The sequence below is a fragment of the Arthrobacter sp. CAN_A6 genome (assembly GCF_015751715.1).
In the GTDB taxonomy this organism is placed as follows: Bacteria; Actinomycetota; Actinomycetes; order Actinomycetales; family Micrococcaceae; genus Arthrobacter_D.
The window spans coordinates 29,303-42,548 of record NZ_JADOUV010000002.1 but is presented as its reverse complement, the minus strand read 5'-3'; the positions used below and the strand labels follow the sequence as shown (position 1 = coordinate 42,548).

Below are 13,246 nucleotides of genomic sequence, written 5' to 3'. Positions count from 1 at the left end.
CGAGACGCACCAGCAGGGTCCGTTGCCATTGGAGACAACACCATGACAGAAACACCCAACAAGTCGGTTACCCTTCGTTTTCTCGCTGCGCCAACGGACCTTGGCCATAGCGGATCGGTCGACGCCGGCACGGTGCTGGAGTGGGTGGACAAGGCTGCTTATGCGGCGGCCGTCGGTTGGGCGAAGTCCTACTGCGTGACTGCCTACGTCGGCAATATCCACTTCGCCGATCCCGTCAAAGTGGGTGACATGGTGGAAGTGCAGGCCACCATCGTCCACACCGGGCGGTCCTCGATCCATATCCAGACGGTGGTCTCCTCGGGTGACGTCAAGGGCGACGAGGCAACCATGCGCAGCCAGTGCCTGGTGATCTTCGTAGCAGTGGGTCCCGATGGAAAACCGGATCCCGTCCAGCCTTTCGAGCCCTCCACGCCGGAGGAGATCCAGCGCAGGGACAGCGCCGTCGCCCGGATCGCGGTCCGCGAGCAGATCGTGGCGGCGATGAACAAGCAGGAATACACCGAGGAAGGAACAGCGGAACGCGTCACCCTCCGTTTCCTCGCCGCTCCCACCGACGTCAACTGGGGTGGAAAAGTCCACGGCGGCACAGTGATGGCATGGATCGACGAAGCGGCATACGTATGCGCCTCGAGGTACTCCGCCAGGCACACCGTAGCGGTGTTCTCCGGTGGGGTGAGGTTCTACCGGCCGTTGCTCATCGGCGACGTCGTGGAAGTCGAAGCACGCCTTGTCTATACAGGAAACAAAGGAATGCACATCGCCGTGCATGTCCGGTCAGGCGAAGCGACCGGGACCGAAATGCACCTCACCACGTATTGCCTCACTGTCATGGTTGCCCGCGATGACAGCGGCACCGCTGTTCCCATACCGGCGTGGTCGCCCCGCTCGGAGGAGGACAAGCGGTTGGCGGAGCATGCCCGGGAGCTTCTCGAGATCCGTGGACGAGCTCCGGGGAACCGGCTGCCGAACCACCTGCTCGGCTGATGACGGTCCTGGCCGTACCGCCACAAAGCGGGGCCCGGGTTGGCGCGGTGAGGTGGGCGGACAGGCTTCAGAGGGAGCAATTGATCAGCAGCGGCTCCGGATGCAGGCGTATCCCGAACGCCCGCTCCACCCCGTCGGCCACGAGCCTCGCAACGCACAGCAGGTCCTCGGCACTGGCTTCCCCACGGTTGGTCACTGCAAGGGTGTGTTTCGTGGAGAGCGACGCCCGACCGCCCACCGCGGCGAGGCGGGCGTGGGGGTCCGATCGAGCGGCCGGACTTTCGTCCCGGGAAATTTCCAGGCCGAAGCCCTTCGCGAACCCCGCATTCTCGATCAGCCAGGCAGCACTGAGCTTGACCTTTCCTTCCTCACCGGCCGGGAACCGCGGTGCGTCGACGGGCAGGGCTGACGCGACCGACTCCGGAACAATGGGATTGGTGAAGAACGAGCCCGTGCTCCAGGTATCGCGGTCCGGTGGATCGAGCACCATCCCCTTCGCGGACCGCAGCTTCAACACCGCGCGCCGCACATCATTCGCATAGGCACGGCCGCCAATGGGGAGGTCAAGCGCACGGGCGAGCTCGGCGTACTTGATGGGCTTGCCCATTCGTCCCAGTCCGAGCTGGAACTCGACGCTCAGCACAACGTAGCGGGGCGATCCGTTCACCGTGCTGCGCTTCAGCAACGAGGTCCGGTAGCCGAATTCCAACTCGAAATTGGTGAAGCTCCGGATGGTGCGGGTCTCGCGATCCCAGGTGCGTACGGTGGCGATCGTCTGGGACACATCCGAACCGTAGGCGCCGACGTTCTGCACCGGAGTCGCCCCGGTGGAACCGGGAATGCCTGACAGCGTCTCGAGGCCGGAGAAAGCGTGGAGGACGGTGTACTCCACCAGTTCGTCCCAGTCCTGGCCCGCCTGCACCTTGACCATCACCCCGCCGCACGAGGCGTCGTCGTCGTTCACCGTGAAGCCCGAGGAGGTGATGCGGACCACCGTGCCCTCGAATCCCTCGTCGGAGATGATGAGATTCGATCCACCCGCGAGAATGAGCAGCGGCTCCGCAGCCTCATCGGCCGCGCGGACGGCGTCGATGATCTCCTGTTCGGAACCGGCCTCGACGAGCTTCCTCGCCGGTCCGCCCACGCCCGCAGTGGTGAGGGAACCGAGTCTCACACCTGCAACCTGCTCCGTCATGGAAGCTTCACGACTGCCTGTGCCTTGACCAGTACCTTCTGGCCCCCGTACATCACCGTGAGGTCCACCCGCACGGTCTTCTCCTCCGCATTGACGGCTCCGAGGACTCCCCGGACCTCGACGACGGCTCCTGGCGTGCCCGGCTCGGCCGTCGTATCCTCCACGATCACCGGTTTGGTGAAGCGCGTCTGGTAGTCGACGACGGCGCCCGGGTCGCCGATCCAGTCACTGACGAGCTGAACGGCGGCGCCCATGGTGAACATGCCGTGCGCAATCACGCCGGGCAGCCCGACGCCCGTCGCAAAGGCCTCGTTCCAGTGGATGGGGTTGAAGTCGCCGGATGCACCCGCGTATTTCACGAGGTCCTGACGGGTGATGGGAATGGTGGCGGACCCGATCTCCTGGCCCACTTCAAGGGTCTCGATCTGAATAGTCATGGCTACTGCTCCTCTCCGCGCACCAGGAGGGACGACGTCGTGGTGGCCGTTTTTTCGCCGTCCACCGTGAAGATCTCGGCGCGCGTGGTGATCATCGCGCCGCCCCCCATCGCGCGGACCTGGTCCACGTGCAGCTCGGCGACGAGCTCGTCACCGGCGACGATGGGGCGGTGGTGGACGAAGCGCTGGTCAGCATGGACCACGCGCGTGAAGTCGATACCTGCGGACGGATCCGCGATGAGCTGGGCATCCGCCCGCTGCGCCACGATGATGGCGAAGGTCGGGGGCGCGACGAGATCGCGGTGGCCGAGCGCCTGCGCGGCTTCGACGTCGTAGTGTGCACGGTTGCCCGCTTTCACCGCCCTGGCGAAGTCCCGGATGGCTTCCCGCCCGACGGTGAAGCTGTCCCCGGTGGGGTAGCTCCGCCCCTGCAGTTCTGGATTGATGGTCATGGATTTCCTCCAAAGGGGCGTGATGAAGCCGAGGCCTCAAGGGTAGTCGAGCGACGGGGTCAGCGGCGGGCGCCCGAGCGGCGCCGCGCGTCCCTTGCGCGCACCACCATGCCGGCGATGTGGCATGCCAGGCCTGCGACGATGACGGGCATCGCTGCGAAGACGAGCACATTCGATCCGGAGGCCGAGCCGGAAACGGCGAGAAGGATACCGGCGCCGGTGATCACCAGTGCGGCGACCAGAAGCCTCCGGTACAGGGCCGAGCCGGTCTCCCACGGGGTATTGAGCATGATCCAAGCCTACTGGTTCCGGCGCGTGCCCTTGCGGAAGCTTCGGAACCTCGCAGCTCAGAACAGGGACTCCTGCACAGCGGGGATTGCTGTCGTGAAGCTTCCTCGCTCGATCCGCCGACCCTTGAGCAGGGACAGATCCGCAAGGAACGGCACCGCAGTTCCGTCAAGCGTGGCGAGCACGCAGGAACCGATCATCGGCCCGATGGTGAACCCGTGCTCACCGGTGTTCAGGGCCCCCGGGTACAGCTGCGGCCGCCGGGCCGTCAACACAGCAGTCCACGAAGACGGTGGAAGAAACGTCTCCTGCACCACCGTGAAGCCCCCGATGTCCATGCCGCTCGCCAACAGGGTCCGGGTCGCGTCTGCATGCTCCCTGTTCAGGACATCGATCCGCTCGGCGCTCAGCGGCGCGCACAGGGCGGCCGCCTTGGCCGAGGACCGCACTGCCTGCTGCAATCCGAGTGAGAGCGTCACCTCATCCTCGAGGATGCGCACGACGCGGCCGTTCTCGGCCGTCGCGACGTAGCGCGCGCCGACCGCTCCCTGCTCCACGAGGCGAGCGCGCTTCCGCAGGTCCGACGCCGTTCCCACCTTCGTGGCACCGCCTGCGAAAGTGGCGACATAAAGCCAATGGCGTTGGTCCAGATAGCGTTTGAGCCCTTCGGGCGCTATCCCGGAGCGGTGGATGTCGTGCATGAACCGTAGGTCGTCGCGAGCGAAACACTGCCCGCACTGGTATCCGCGTTCGGCTGCTGCCTGCGCGGGGCAGCGGAAGTGGGTGCGCGTTTCGGCGTCGTGCACGCGGTAGTGGCCAAGGCAATACCGAACATCAGGAGGCGAGGCGATGCGGTAGGCAAGGCGGGCTCCGGGCAGCAGCGGAAGATCCTCGGACTCACCGCCGGGACCCTCGAGGGCCAGGAAGGGTGTGTTCTCCCGCCAGGTCACGCCACTGCACAGGTACTGGGGGGAGGGCGGCATTCAGCAAGCCTAGGAAGCGCCCCGGTTCCAGGCAAGCCGACCAGATGGTGACGGTAATCAGGCCCGCGGTTTCGCCCGGACGTGCATGCGCTCGCCCTGGTGTCCGAACAGGCTGAGGAGCTCCACGGGATGCTCATCGGCGCTCGCGAACCAGTGGGGGGTGTGGGTGTCGAATTCCGCGGCCTCACCCGGCACCAGCACGAAGTCTTCATCCCCCAGGACGAGTCGAAGCCGGCCGTTCAGGATGTATACCCAGTCATAGCCTTCATGGACCTGCAATGTCGGTGCCTCGTTGCCGACACGTCCGGGAAGGACCATCTTGAAGGCCTGCACCCCGCCCGGTCGGCGCGTGAGCGGAATGACGGTCGCGCCGGAATGGCTCACCGGACGAAGATGGATGCGGGGATCACCGGTCGACGGAGCGCCGATCAGCTCTTCCAGCGGGGTTCGAAAGAGTTGTGCGAGTGGCAGGAGAAGCTCGAGATTCGGCCGCCGCTGGCCCGATTCGAGCCGTGAGAGCGTACTGACCGAGATTCCGGTGGCAGTGGACACTTCGCCAAGCGTCAATTCGCGCCGCTGGCGGGCGCTTCGGAGCCGCGGCCCGACGCCGTCGAGCACTTTGTCGTAACTGGGAATCATTGTCCTAGTTTGCCATACCGGCAACAATGTTTGCCAGCGCCACTACCGCCGGCCAAGAATTGATCCTGTCGGCACCACTGCCGCATCAGCACACAGGAGATCGAGATGGACCAACAGTTCCAGTACGACGTCGTCATCATCGGCGGAGGGGCAGCGGGACTGAGCGCCGCGGTGACTTTGGGCAGGGCGCTCCGCTCGGTGCTCGTGATTGACGCGGGACAACCGCGAAACGCGCCCGCCGCGGGCGTGCACGGATTCCTCTCCAGGGACGGCATGAGCCCCCTGGAACTACTGTCGATCGGCCGGGAGGAAGTATCGACCTACGGCGGCGTGATCCGGCAGGGAACTGCCGTGTCCGCTCGAGCGCTGGATTCGCGGGCCGGCGGGCTACAGCCATCGAAATCGGGATTCGAGGTGCTGCTCGAGGACGGCAGACCCGTCACGGCGCAGCGCCTGCTGCTCACGACGGGGCTGGTCGATGAACTGCCGGACATCCCGGGGCTCCGCGAACAATGGGGGCATGGTGTGGTGCACTGCCCGTACTGCCATGGCTGGGAGGTGCGGAACCGACCCATCGGAGTCCTCGCCTCGGGGCCCATGGCAATACACCAGGCGCTGCTGTTCCGTCAGTGGAGCACCGACATCACCCTGTTCCTCAACGACGCAGGAACTCCTACTGAAGAGGAGTGGGAGAAGCTGGCGGCCCGGTCGATCCGCGTCGTCGAAGGAGCCGTGCGGGAAGTCCAGGCCGACGCGGATGGCGTTACCGGAGTGGTTCTGGAATCGGGCAGGGCTTTCGCGCTCGGCGCCCTGGTGGTCGGGCCCCGGTTCGCCGCCCGCTCGGCCGTGGCAGCCTCACTCGGGCTGCTGACCACAGAGCATCCCCTGGGAGTAGGCGCCTCCCTTGAGACTGACGCCCGGGGAGCTACGGCAGTCAAGGGGGTGTGGGCGGCGGGGAACGCAACCGACCTTGTCGCCCAGGTCATCAGCTCGGCGGCAGGGGGCGTCGCGGCCGGTGCGGCCATCAATGCCGACCTGATCGATGAGGAGACCACCGCCGCCGTCGAGGCCCGGAAGAACGGCTTTCCGGCAGCCACCGAGGCGCGCATTTCGAAGCTGATTCTTGGCAACAAGCGCCACGGCCTCGAGACTGTACTCACCCCTACCCTGGAGCACCATGCATCCTGAATCCCAGCACGACGAGTTCGAGCACGCTGTCTTCGACCAGGAATTCTGGGATCGGCGGTATGCCGGCCAGCACCGGGTGTGGAGCGGAAACCCGAATCCCCAACTCGTGACCGAAGCCCAAGAGGTGCCCCCGGGCCGTGCACTTGATGTCGGATGCGGAGAGGGCGCCGACGCCATCTGGCTCGCGGGACGCGGCTGGCAGGTCACCGGCGTCGACATCTCCCCCGTCGCCCTGGCCCGGGCACGGGAACAGGCGGACCTGGTCGATCGAGGACTGCGCATCGAGTGGCGCGCCGAGGACCTGTTGTCCTGGGAACCCGAGCCCCGCGCCTACGATCTCGTGTCAGTGCAGTTTATGCAGCTTCCGTCAGCGGCCCGAACTCCCCTGTTCCGAAGGCTGGCGGCGTCGGTGGCACCCGGCGGCATGCTCCTGATCGTGGGCCACCACCCCTCGGATCTCCAGACGACGGCGCACCGGCCCCGAACTGCCGACCTGTTCTATCCTCCCGAGGAGATTGCCTCACTGCTCGACGAAGGTTGGACGGTCACGGAGTGTGAAGCACGCCCCCGCCCGACCACCGACCCCGAAGGAGAATCCGTGACCATCCACGATTCAGTGCTGGTGGCCCTGCGCAGTTGACCGCACTGGCATACTGGCGCCATGGATCTTCCCGAACGGCTGTCTCCGGACGAATTCTGGGCCATGTACGACGGCGGCGAACAGCAGGTGCGCCGCATAGCTGCCGGCGCCACCGCTTTCGGGTTGGCGGGCTGGCCCGGAGGAGACAAAGCTGCCGGCGAGTGGGATGTCGGGTCCACTCCCCCATCGGTCGTCACGCTTGTCCATGGCCCGGACGTCGGAACGCCGCACGGAACGGTCCGCACCACCACCCAGGACCCCGTGACTGATGCATGCCTCAAGCGGATGAGGGGCCGCTTTCCCGGCAGCGGGCCGGAGCTGACTGCCCGGCTGCAGGCGTTGCGCGAGGAGAAGAGCGACGACGTCGTTCTTCCAGTTGACGGCACCCGCACCGTCTTCACGGTGTGGCAGGAACGCAACGGCTGGTGGGCGGCGGGTTCGCACGACGGGTACGGGTTGGTTCTCGAGGTACGGGGTGCGGATCCCGCTGCGATCGAGCTGGTGCGGGTTCTCGATTTCGAGCCCTACTTCGCGGGCCGGCGCGCCCGCCTGAAAGCCTCAAGGGGGGAAGGATGAACGTTTGTCGCAACACCGGCCCAATCCCCGACTCAGGCGCCCTGGATAGGCTCCACCCATGGAACAGGTCAACGAGCGGTACCTCAACTTCGCCAGCGGAATCGACAAGCTGACGCTCGAGCAGAACAGGATGACGAGCACCATGCCGTTCATCTACCCGCACTTCGCCTCCATGCCCGACGCTCACCTCGGGAAAGGCTGCGCCGTCGGGTCGGTCCTGCCCACCCTCGGCGCCATCATCCCTGCAGCCGTGGGGGTGGATATCGGGTGCGGCATGGTCGCGGTCCGCACCGGCCACAGTGCGGGCGACATTCAGCACCTCGACCGGAGGGCGCTGCGGAAGGCCATTGAGCGCGCCATCCCGCTCTCCGCGGGAAACAACAACCGCAAGGTGGCGGTGACGGCCGAACCGCGGATCCGAATCCTGGAGGAAAAGGCCGCAGCGGCCGGCTTCGACCCCGCGGCGCATGTCGGCAGATGGCGTCTGCAGCTCGGGACGCTGGGGTCCGGCAACCACTTCATCGAGGTCTCGCTGGATGAGAACGACGACGTCTGGTTCTTCCTCCACTCGGGGTCCCGCGGGATCGGCAACCGGATCGCGCAACATCACATCAAGGCGGCCCAGGCCTACTGCAGGCAGCACGGGATCCAGCTGCCGCACCCCGACCTCGCCTACCTCGTCGAGGGAAGCGAACTGTTCGACCGTTACATCAAGGAATTGCTGTGGGCCCAGAGATTCGCACTGCTGAACCGCGAGGAGATGATGGACCGCGTGGTCCATCAGTTCCTGGAATGGGTCGGCGGACCGGTCGACGAACGGGAACGGATCAATTGCCACCACAATTACACGGCGAAGGAGACCCATTTCGGCAAGGAGGTGTGGCTGTCACGAAAAGGTGCCATCGCCGCTGACGCGGGCCGCCCCGGACTCATTCCCGGTTCCATGGGCACGCGGTCCTATGTGGTGACGGGCAAGGGTTTCGCTCCCTCGCTGAATTCTGCTCCGCACGGAGCGGGCAGGGAGTACTCGCGCAACGCGGCACGGAAACACTTCACCCAGGACCAGCTCCGGAAAGCGATGGAGGGCATCGAATTCCGCGACACCGATGCCTTCCTCGACGAGATACCCGGGGCCTACAAGGACATCGACGTGGTCATGGAGGATGCTCGGGACCTGGTGGGCATCCGGCATACGCTGCGGCAGATCGTGAACGTGAAGGGCGACTGAGACCCTCCCGTCAGCGGTCCCGTAAGGGCAGCTTCAGTTCGGGCCTGGTCCTCTCCAGTTCCGTGAGCACCAGGGAGACCGCCGTGCGGTCGACGCCGCCACCGCCGTCATCTTCCCGGTCGACCGGCCGCGCAAGAACGGCGTTGGCGGAGCGGGTGAACGCCGTCCAGTTCCCGCCGCCCGTCCGGAGCGCACGAAGCGGCGCGAGCAGGGCGGCGCGCCGCAGCCAGGCGTCGTCGTCGTGCGCCCAACGGTCCAGGACGACGTCGGCGCGTGCCCGCGCGGGTGGATCCAGCCTTTCCATGAGGGGCCCGGTGACATCGACGGCGAGCGGGTCGACCAGCACCTGCAGCCGAGCCTCGCGGACGAAGCCCTCGATCCGCGTCAGGTCGGAGTTCCTCAGCAGATGGAGATTCGATTGCAGCAGGACGACGGCCGCGAGGCGTCGTTCGAACACCGGGGCCGCCCATAGCTCGGAGCTCAACGCCGTCACCTCGTCGTGCATCAAGCGCGGGTAGCGGCGCAGGGCGTCCCGGACGGTCCCCCGGACTGCTCCGACCGACGAACCATAGAACCGCAGGCCGCTTCCGAGCTCCGCTTCCGTCTCTGCCGCCCGCTCCTCCGACCCCTCACGTTGCAGCGCGGCATCCACGAAGTCTGCAGGATCGCTCATCGGGCCATTGTCCCGTCTCCGTGGAGCCGATCGATAACCGACGACGACGGCGCGGACTGTGCCACGATGAGAATCCCGCTTCGATCCAGCGCAAGGAGGACGGCATGGAGATTCCCGTCATCGCGGGGCTGGCAATTTTCATCGGCACCGTCCTGCAGCGGATTTCCGGCACGGGGGTGGGGCTGGTGGTCTCCCCTGTCCTCGCGCTGCTCCTCGGCCCATCCCTCGGGGTCCTTGCCACCAACGCCACGACCACCGTGACCGGGTTCCTCATCCTGCTCTCCGTGCGGCGGCGCGTCGTCTGGCGACGGGCATCGGCGTTGATCGCGTCAGCGGCCGTCGGCATCGTCATCGGCGCGGGTCTGGTGGCGATCATCCCCGCCGCCTGGCTGCAGATAATCATCGGCACGGTGGTCCTCGCCAGTCTCGCGCTGACGCTGGGCGCACCGCGACTGCCGTACCTGATCGGCAAACGCGTGACCTTCACTGCCGGCGCCCTCGGAGGGCTGCTGAACGCGACTGCCGGTGTCGCGGCCCCGGCCATGGTGATCTATGCGCAGCTGACCCGGTGGGAGCAGCGGACCTTTTCTGCGTCCCTGCAGCCGATCTACATGAGCATGGGGGCGATGTCCGTTATCGCCAAGACCGCGATCGGCGGAACAGGCATCGACGCCCTTCCGCCCTGGTGGGTGGTCCCCGCCGTCGTCGGTGTGGTTGCCGCCGGGATCCTGGCCGGAACCGTGCTTGAGCGGAAGGTTTCGCCCGCCGTGGCCCGGACGCTGGCGATCACCCTCGCCGGCCTCGGCGGGGCAGCCGCGGTTGTCAAGGGCGTTCTCGAGCTGATCTAGCTGGACATCGACGGTTCGACCTTCAGAGCGGAACTCTCCAGGACAGGATCTTAGCCCCTGCGGCGGCCGCGGGGCCGGCGGGGACCGACTTCATCAGGGCGTTGCGGGCAGCGACGGCGAACCGCCCGCGGACGTCCGCTCCCAGCAGTCCGGCGGCATGGGAACGACGCGCAATCTGCTGCGTGCGGGGGCGGCGTTGTGCGTCGAAGCGCTGGAGCGCGATTGCGAGCGGTGTACCCGCATTGACCGCACGGCCGATCAGGAGGCCGACGCAGACCCCATCCTCCAGGGAGGAGTTGGCGCCCTGTCCCATGGTCGGCACCATGGCATGGGCGGCATCGCCGATGAGCACCGTGCGTCCGTGGACGTAGGTCGTGAGTCGCGGTGCGAGCGAGTAGACGTTGTGCCGCAGAACCTGGTCCGCCGTCGTGGCGTCGATGAGTGAGGGAACCGGGGCCGCCCATCCTGAGAAGTAGTTTCCGGCCGCGGACTTCTCGTTCGGCCATCGCGTCTTTTCGGCGGTATGGGTGTACACATACCAATACACCTGGTCCGCGCTGATGCGGACAGCGCCGAATTCGGTGCCGGGCCCCCAGATCACCGCGAAATCGCCTGATACGAGGGAGTCGTCCTGGACGATGCCCCGCCACGCGGATTTACCGCTGTAGCGGGCCGAAGTTGCAGGTGCGACTTGATTCCGTAGCGTGCTGCGCAAACCATCGGCTCCCACCACAAGGTCCGCCTCGTAGTTCCTGGTGCCGTGTGCTGTGCTGCACTGCACCGAGGCTCTGGCTCCGTCCGGGTCGCCGGGATAGATCCTCGATACCTGTGCCCCGCTCACGAGGCATGCACCGTCGGTGGCTTTCCGCAACAGCCGATGCAGCTGCTGCCGGTGAATCCCGTAGACCTCCTGTGCAGGCTCCCCCGAGCGGTTCCGGGGGATGCGCATCAGCCAGTCCCCGCGGTGGTCCATCGTTCCGGCAAGGCGCAGCGGATAACCTGCGCTGCGAACTGCGGAATCGATGCCGAGGGATGCAAGAGCGGACAGACCATTGGAGGTGATGCTGAGGCCGGCCCCGACTTCGGTGATCCGGTCCGCCTGCTCAAGCACTGTCACGGCCCAGCCCTGACGAAGAAGGGACGCCGCGGCCGTCAGGCCGGCAATGCCGCCTCCAATGATCACTGCTGTGCGCTCGGGCTCGATCACCAGTTCCCTTTCCCGGGTTCCCTATGCGACAACCTAGTGCCTTCCGCTGTCCGAACGGGCCACGATCATCGCTCCGTCGTCCGCATGCCGGAATCGGATCTCCCTTGCCCTTGGACAACGAGCCCTCCAGCTACGCGCTATTCTTACGAATCGCACCAACGAGCACGCAGAGGGAGAATCCGTGATCATCCGAAGCGACGTACTCGAGGCAGAGAAGCGCATCAGCGACTATGTTCGGCGCACGCCCCTGTTCCGCGCGGGCACAGCGGCTGTGCCGCTGTGGTTCAAGTGCGAGTTTCTTCAGCACACCGGTGTTTTCAAGGCCCGCGGGGCCTTCAACCGGCTCCTGGCAGCACGCGAGCGCGGCGAACTCGACCCCGCAGTCGGGGTGGTGGCAGCCTCCGGCGGCAACGCGGGCCTGGCCAATGCCTATGCCGCGGCGGCTCTCGGTGTTCCGGCAACCGTGTTCGTACCGGCCACTGCCCCTCGCGTGAAGGTGGATCGCCTCCTCGGGTATGGGGCAACTGTCCGTCAAGTCGGTGCGGAATACGCGGAGGCCTACACAGCGGCGATGCAGTATGTCGAAGCGAGCGGGGCCTTGTTCTGCCACGCCTACGACCAGCTCGAGATCGCAGCGGGCGCGGGCACCATTGCCGAGGAGATTCTCGAGGATGAGCCCGGCATCGACACGATCATCGTCGCCGTCGGCGGGGGCGGGCTGTATGCGGGCGTCGCGGCAGCGGCCGAGGGCCGGGCGGGCGTCGTCGCGGTCGAACCTTTCAGCATCCCCACCCTGCACGCGGCCCTGAAGGCCGGTCGACCGGTCGACGTACCCGTGTCCGGAATTGCAGCGGACTCCCTGGGTGCCCGACGAGTCGGTGAGATCGCTTTCGGCATGGCGTCGCGGATACCACCGGCCTCGGTGCTCGTCGATGACACAGCCGTCGTCGCCGCCCGGTCGCAGTTGTGGAGCGAGTACCGCATCCCCGCCGAATACGGAGCGGCGACGGCTTTCGCCGCCCTCACGTCCGGAGCCTACATTCCCTCCGCAGGGGAACGCGTAGCAGTGGTCATCTGCGGAGCGAACACCGATTCACGCACGCTGGAGAGCCCTCCCGAAGCAGCCGTCGCCAGGCAACCGGGCGCCACCCGAACTGCGCGAGCGGAGAGCGGCGGCACCGGGCACGGCTAGCCGCGGTCCTGCTCATTCCTCGGTCCCGCGCAGGAGATCACGCCCGCCGTACCGCCGGATGGCATGGCTGGCCTGCGCGAGGGCGAGCATCTTCAGCACGAGTTGGCTATGCATGTGCATTCCGACAGCGGCGGTGAGCGCCAGTTCATCGAGTGTCGGTTTCGAGCCCGTGATGTCCAGGTTCAGGCCGGCGATCGAATCAGCGGCAGCGGCATAAGTCCTGAGCGTTCCTGGATCCAGCGACACCCCCGCCGTGGTCATCGCGGTGAGATGCGCGTTGAGGGCGTTCCGCGCCTCGCTCGGCTCGTCGGGCCACCCCAGCTCAGCGACAACCGCATCACCTTCAACCGTGTGCACCTCAGGGCCCTGGAGCTTCAGCACGGTTGACTGGATAACCCCCAGCAGTTCAAGCGTCTGCTCCGCCGAACCGTCGGCTTTGTCGAGGACGTCCACGACGATCGTGATCTCGCGAAGCCCCAGCCCCACCACGTGCCGCAGCCCCTGGATGAGCCGGAGTCGCTGCAGATGCTCCGGGCCGTAGGCAGCGCGGGTCGGGTTCAGCCGCGCCCCCGGCTGCAGGAGCCCACTCCTCAGGTAGAACTTGATGCTCGCCGCGCTGACCTCGGACGCCTTGCTGAGTTCAGCTAGCTGCACCAGGTACTGCCCTTCCGGTTGGATAGCGCATCAGTGGTTCG

At 66.5% G+C, this 13,246-nt stretch carries 16 protein-coding genes; 7 read left to right on the top strand and 9 right to left on the bottom strand.

The features are described 5' to 3' along the window. Positions 1-42: 42 nt before the first annotated feature. Positions 43-1,005 carry an acyl-CoA thioesterase gene (locus IWX75_RS03665; protein WP_196820918.1) on the top strand — a complete coding sequence of 321 codons (963 nt, stop codon included), beginning with the start codon at positions 43-45 and terminating at the stop codon, positions 1,003-1,005. A gap of 67 nt (positions 1,006-1,072) precedes the next feature. Here the strand turns inward: IWX75_RS03665 and IWX75_RS03660 are convergent, their stop codons facing one another. Genes IWX75_RS03660 through IWX75_RS03635 form a run of 6 tightly spaced genes read right to left on the bottom strand, consistent with a single transcriptional unit; the run spans position 1,073 to position 4,999 of the window. Next, the gene (locus tag IWX75_RS03660; RefSeq protein ID WP_196820917.1) at positions 1,073-2,200 is read right to left on the bottom strand and encodes a UDP-N-acetylmuramate dehydrogenase; all 1,128 of its coding nucleotides are present in this window, start codon (positions 2,198-2,200) and stop codon (positions 1,073-1,075) included. Continuing rightward, on the bottom strand, positions 2,197-2,637 hold the full coding sequence (locus IWX75_RS03655) for a MaoC family dehydratase (protein ID WP_196820916.1): 441 nt from the start codon (positions 2,635-2,637) through the stop codon (positions 2,197-2,199). The genes IWX75_RS03660 and IWX75_RS03655 overlap by 4 nt, the downstream gene beginning before the upstream one ends. 2 nt (positions 2,638-2,639) lie before the next feature. Next, positions 2,640-3,089 (bottom strand): FAS1-like dehydratase domain-containing protein, encoded by a 450-nt coding sequence (locus IWX75_RS03650; protein ID WP_196820915.1) that lies wholly within the window; start codon positions 3,087-3,089, stop codon positions 2,640-2,642. Between the two features lie 59 nt (positions 3,090-3,148). Next, positions 3,149-3,379: a hypothetical protein gene (locus IWX75_RS03645; protein ID WP_196820914.1), complete on the bottom strand. Its 231-nt coding sequence runs from the start codon at positions 3,377-3,379 to the stop codon at positions 3,149-3,151. Positions 3,380-3,436: 57 nt separating this feature from the next. Beyond that, on the bottom strand, positions 3,437-4,360 hold the full coding sequence (locus tag IWX75_RS03640) for a DUF2797 domain-containing protein (RefSeq protein ID WP_196820913.1): 924 nt from the start codon (positions 4,358-4,360) through the stop codon (positions 3,437-3,439). A gap of 57 nt (positions 4,361-4,417) precedes the next feature. Next, complete coding sequence (locus IWX75_RS03635; RefSeq protein ID WP_196820912.1) at positions 4,418-4,999, bottom strand: helix-turn-helix domain-containing protein; 582 nt, start codon at positions 4,997-4,999, stop codon at positions 4,418-4,420. Between the two features lie 105 nt (positions 5,000-5,104). Here IWX75_RS03635 and IWX75_RS03630 point away from each other — a divergent pair, with 105 nt between their 5' ends. From IWX75_RS03630 to IWX75_RS03615, 4 genes are read left to right on the top strand one after another with little or no spacing between them, the layout of a single operon-like run. Then, positions 5,105-6,187: an NAD(P)/FAD-dependent oxidoreductase gene (locus IWX75_RS03630; protein WP_196820911.1), complete on the top strand. Its 1,083-nt coding sequence runs from the start codon at positions 5,105-5,107 to the stop codon at positions 6,185-6,187. Next, a complete protein-coding gene (locus tag IWX75_RS03625; RefSeq protein ID WP_196820910.1) occupies positions 6,177-6,827 on the top strand; it encodes a class I SAM-dependent methyltransferase in 651 nt (216 codons plus the stop codon). The genes IWX75_RS03630 and IWX75_RS03625 overlap by 11 nt, the downstream gene beginning before the upstream one ends. Before the next feature lie 21 nt (positions 6,828-6,848). Beyond that, a complete protein-coding gene (locus IWX75_RS03620) occupies positions 6,849-7,403 on the top strand; it encodes a hypothetical protein (protein ID WP_196820909.1) in 555 nt (184 codons plus the stop codon). Positions 7,404-7,461: 58 nt separating this feature from the next. Continuing rightward, positions 7,462-8,631, top strand: a complete 1,170-nt coding sequence (locus IWX75_RS03615) for an RtcB family protein (protein ID WP_196820908.1) — start codon at positions 7,462-7,464, stop codon at positions 8,629-8,631. A gap of 10 nt (positions 8,632-8,641) precedes the next feature. On the opposite strand, the gene IWX75_RS03610 is transcribed toward IWX75_RS03615, so the two are convergent. Next, positions 8,642-9,304 (bottom strand): DNA alkylation repair protein, encoded by a 663-nt coding sequence (locus IWX75_RS03610; protein ID WP_196820907.1) that lies wholly within the window; start codon positions 9,302-9,304, stop codon positions 8,642-8,644. 104 nt (positions 9,305-9,408) lie between these two features. On the opposite strand from IWX75_RS03610, the gene IWX75_RS03605 reads away from it, so the two are divergent. Then, entirely contained in the window at positions 9,409-10,152 is a 744-nt protein-coding gene (locus IWX75_RS03605) for a TSUP family transporter (protein ID WP_196820906.1), read from the top strand. Positions 10,153-10,174: 22 nt separating this feature from the next. Here the strand turns inward: IWX75_RS03605 and IWX75_RS03600 are convergent, their stop codons facing one another. Further along, entirely contained in the window at positions 10,175-11,359 is a 1,185-nt protein-coding gene (locus tag IWX75_RS03600) for an FAD-dependent oxidoreductase (RefSeq protein WP_196820905.1), read from the bottom strand. 181 nt (positions 11,360-11,540) lie between these two features. Here IWX75_RS03600 and IWX75_RS03595 point away from each other — a divergent pair, with 181 nt between their 5' ends. Then, positions 11,541-12,551, top strand: coding sequence for a threonine/serine dehydratase (locus IWX75_RS03595; protein WP_196820904.1), 1,011 nt, complete (start codon positions 11,541-11,543; stop codon positions 12,549-12,551). A gap of 12 nt (positions 12,552-12,563) precedes the next feature. On the opposite strand, the gene IWX75_RS03590 is transcribed toward IWX75_RS03595, so the two are convergent. Further along, entirely contained in the window at positions 12,564-13,205 is a 642-nt protein-coding gene (locus IWX75_RS03590) for a MerR family transcriptional regulator (protein WP_196820903.1), read from the bottom strand. Between the last annotated feature and the right edge of the window lie 41 nt (positions 13,206-13,246).

Coding starts and splice junctions, on each gene's coding strand:
- IWX75_RS03610 (WP_196820907.1), bottom strand. CDS start 9,304: ATGAGCGATCCTGCAGACTTCGTGGATGCCGCGCTGCAACGTGAGGGG.
- IWX75_RS03645 (WP_196820914.1), bottom strand. CDS start 3,379: ATGCTCAATACCCCGTGGGAGACCGGCTCGGCCCTGTACCGGAGGCTT.
- IWX75_RS03650 (WP_196820915.1), bottom strand. CDS start 3,089: ATGACCATCAATCCAGAACTGCAGGGGCGGAGCTACCCCACCGGGGAC.
- IWX75_RS03620 (WP_196820909.1), top strand. CDS start 6,849: ATGGATCTTCCCGAACGGCTGTCTCCGGACGAATTCTGGGCCATGTAC.
- IWX75_RS03630 (WP_196820911.1), top strand. CDS start 5,105: ATGGACCAACAGTTCCAGTACGACGTCGTCATCATCGGCGGAGGGGCA.
- IWX75_RS03640 (WP_196820913.1), bottom strand. CDS start 4,360: ATGCCGCCCTCCCCCCAGTACCTGTGCAGTGGCGTGACCTGGCGGGAG.
- IWX75_RS03665 (WP_196820918.1), top strand. CDS start 43: ATGACAGAAACACCCAACAAGTCGGTTACCCTTCGTTTTCTCGCTGCG.
- IWX75_RS03625 (WP_196820910.1), top strand. CDS start 6,177: ATGCATCCTGAATCCCAGCACGACGAGTTCGAGCACGCTGTCTTCGAC.
- IWX75_RS03605 (WP_196820906.1), top strand. CDS start 9,409: ATGGAGATTCCCGTCATCGCGGGGCTGGCAATTTTCATCGGCACCGTC.
- IWX75_RS03635 (WP_196820912.1), bottom strand. CDS start 4,999: ATGATTCCCAGTTACGACAAAGTGCTCGACGGCGTCGGGCCGCGGCTC.
- IWX75_RS03655 (WP_196820916.1), bottom strand. CDS start 2,637: ATGACTATTCAGATCGAGACCCTTGAAGTGGGCCAGGAGATCGGGTCC.
- IWX75_RS03660 (WP_196820917.1), bottom strand. CDS start 2,200: ATGACGGAGCAGGTTGCAGGTGTGAGACTCGGTTCCCTCACCACTGCG.
- IWX75_RS03615 (WP_196820908.1), top strand. CDS start 7,462: ATGGAACAGGTCAACGAGCGGTACCTCAACTTCGCCAGCGGAATCGAC.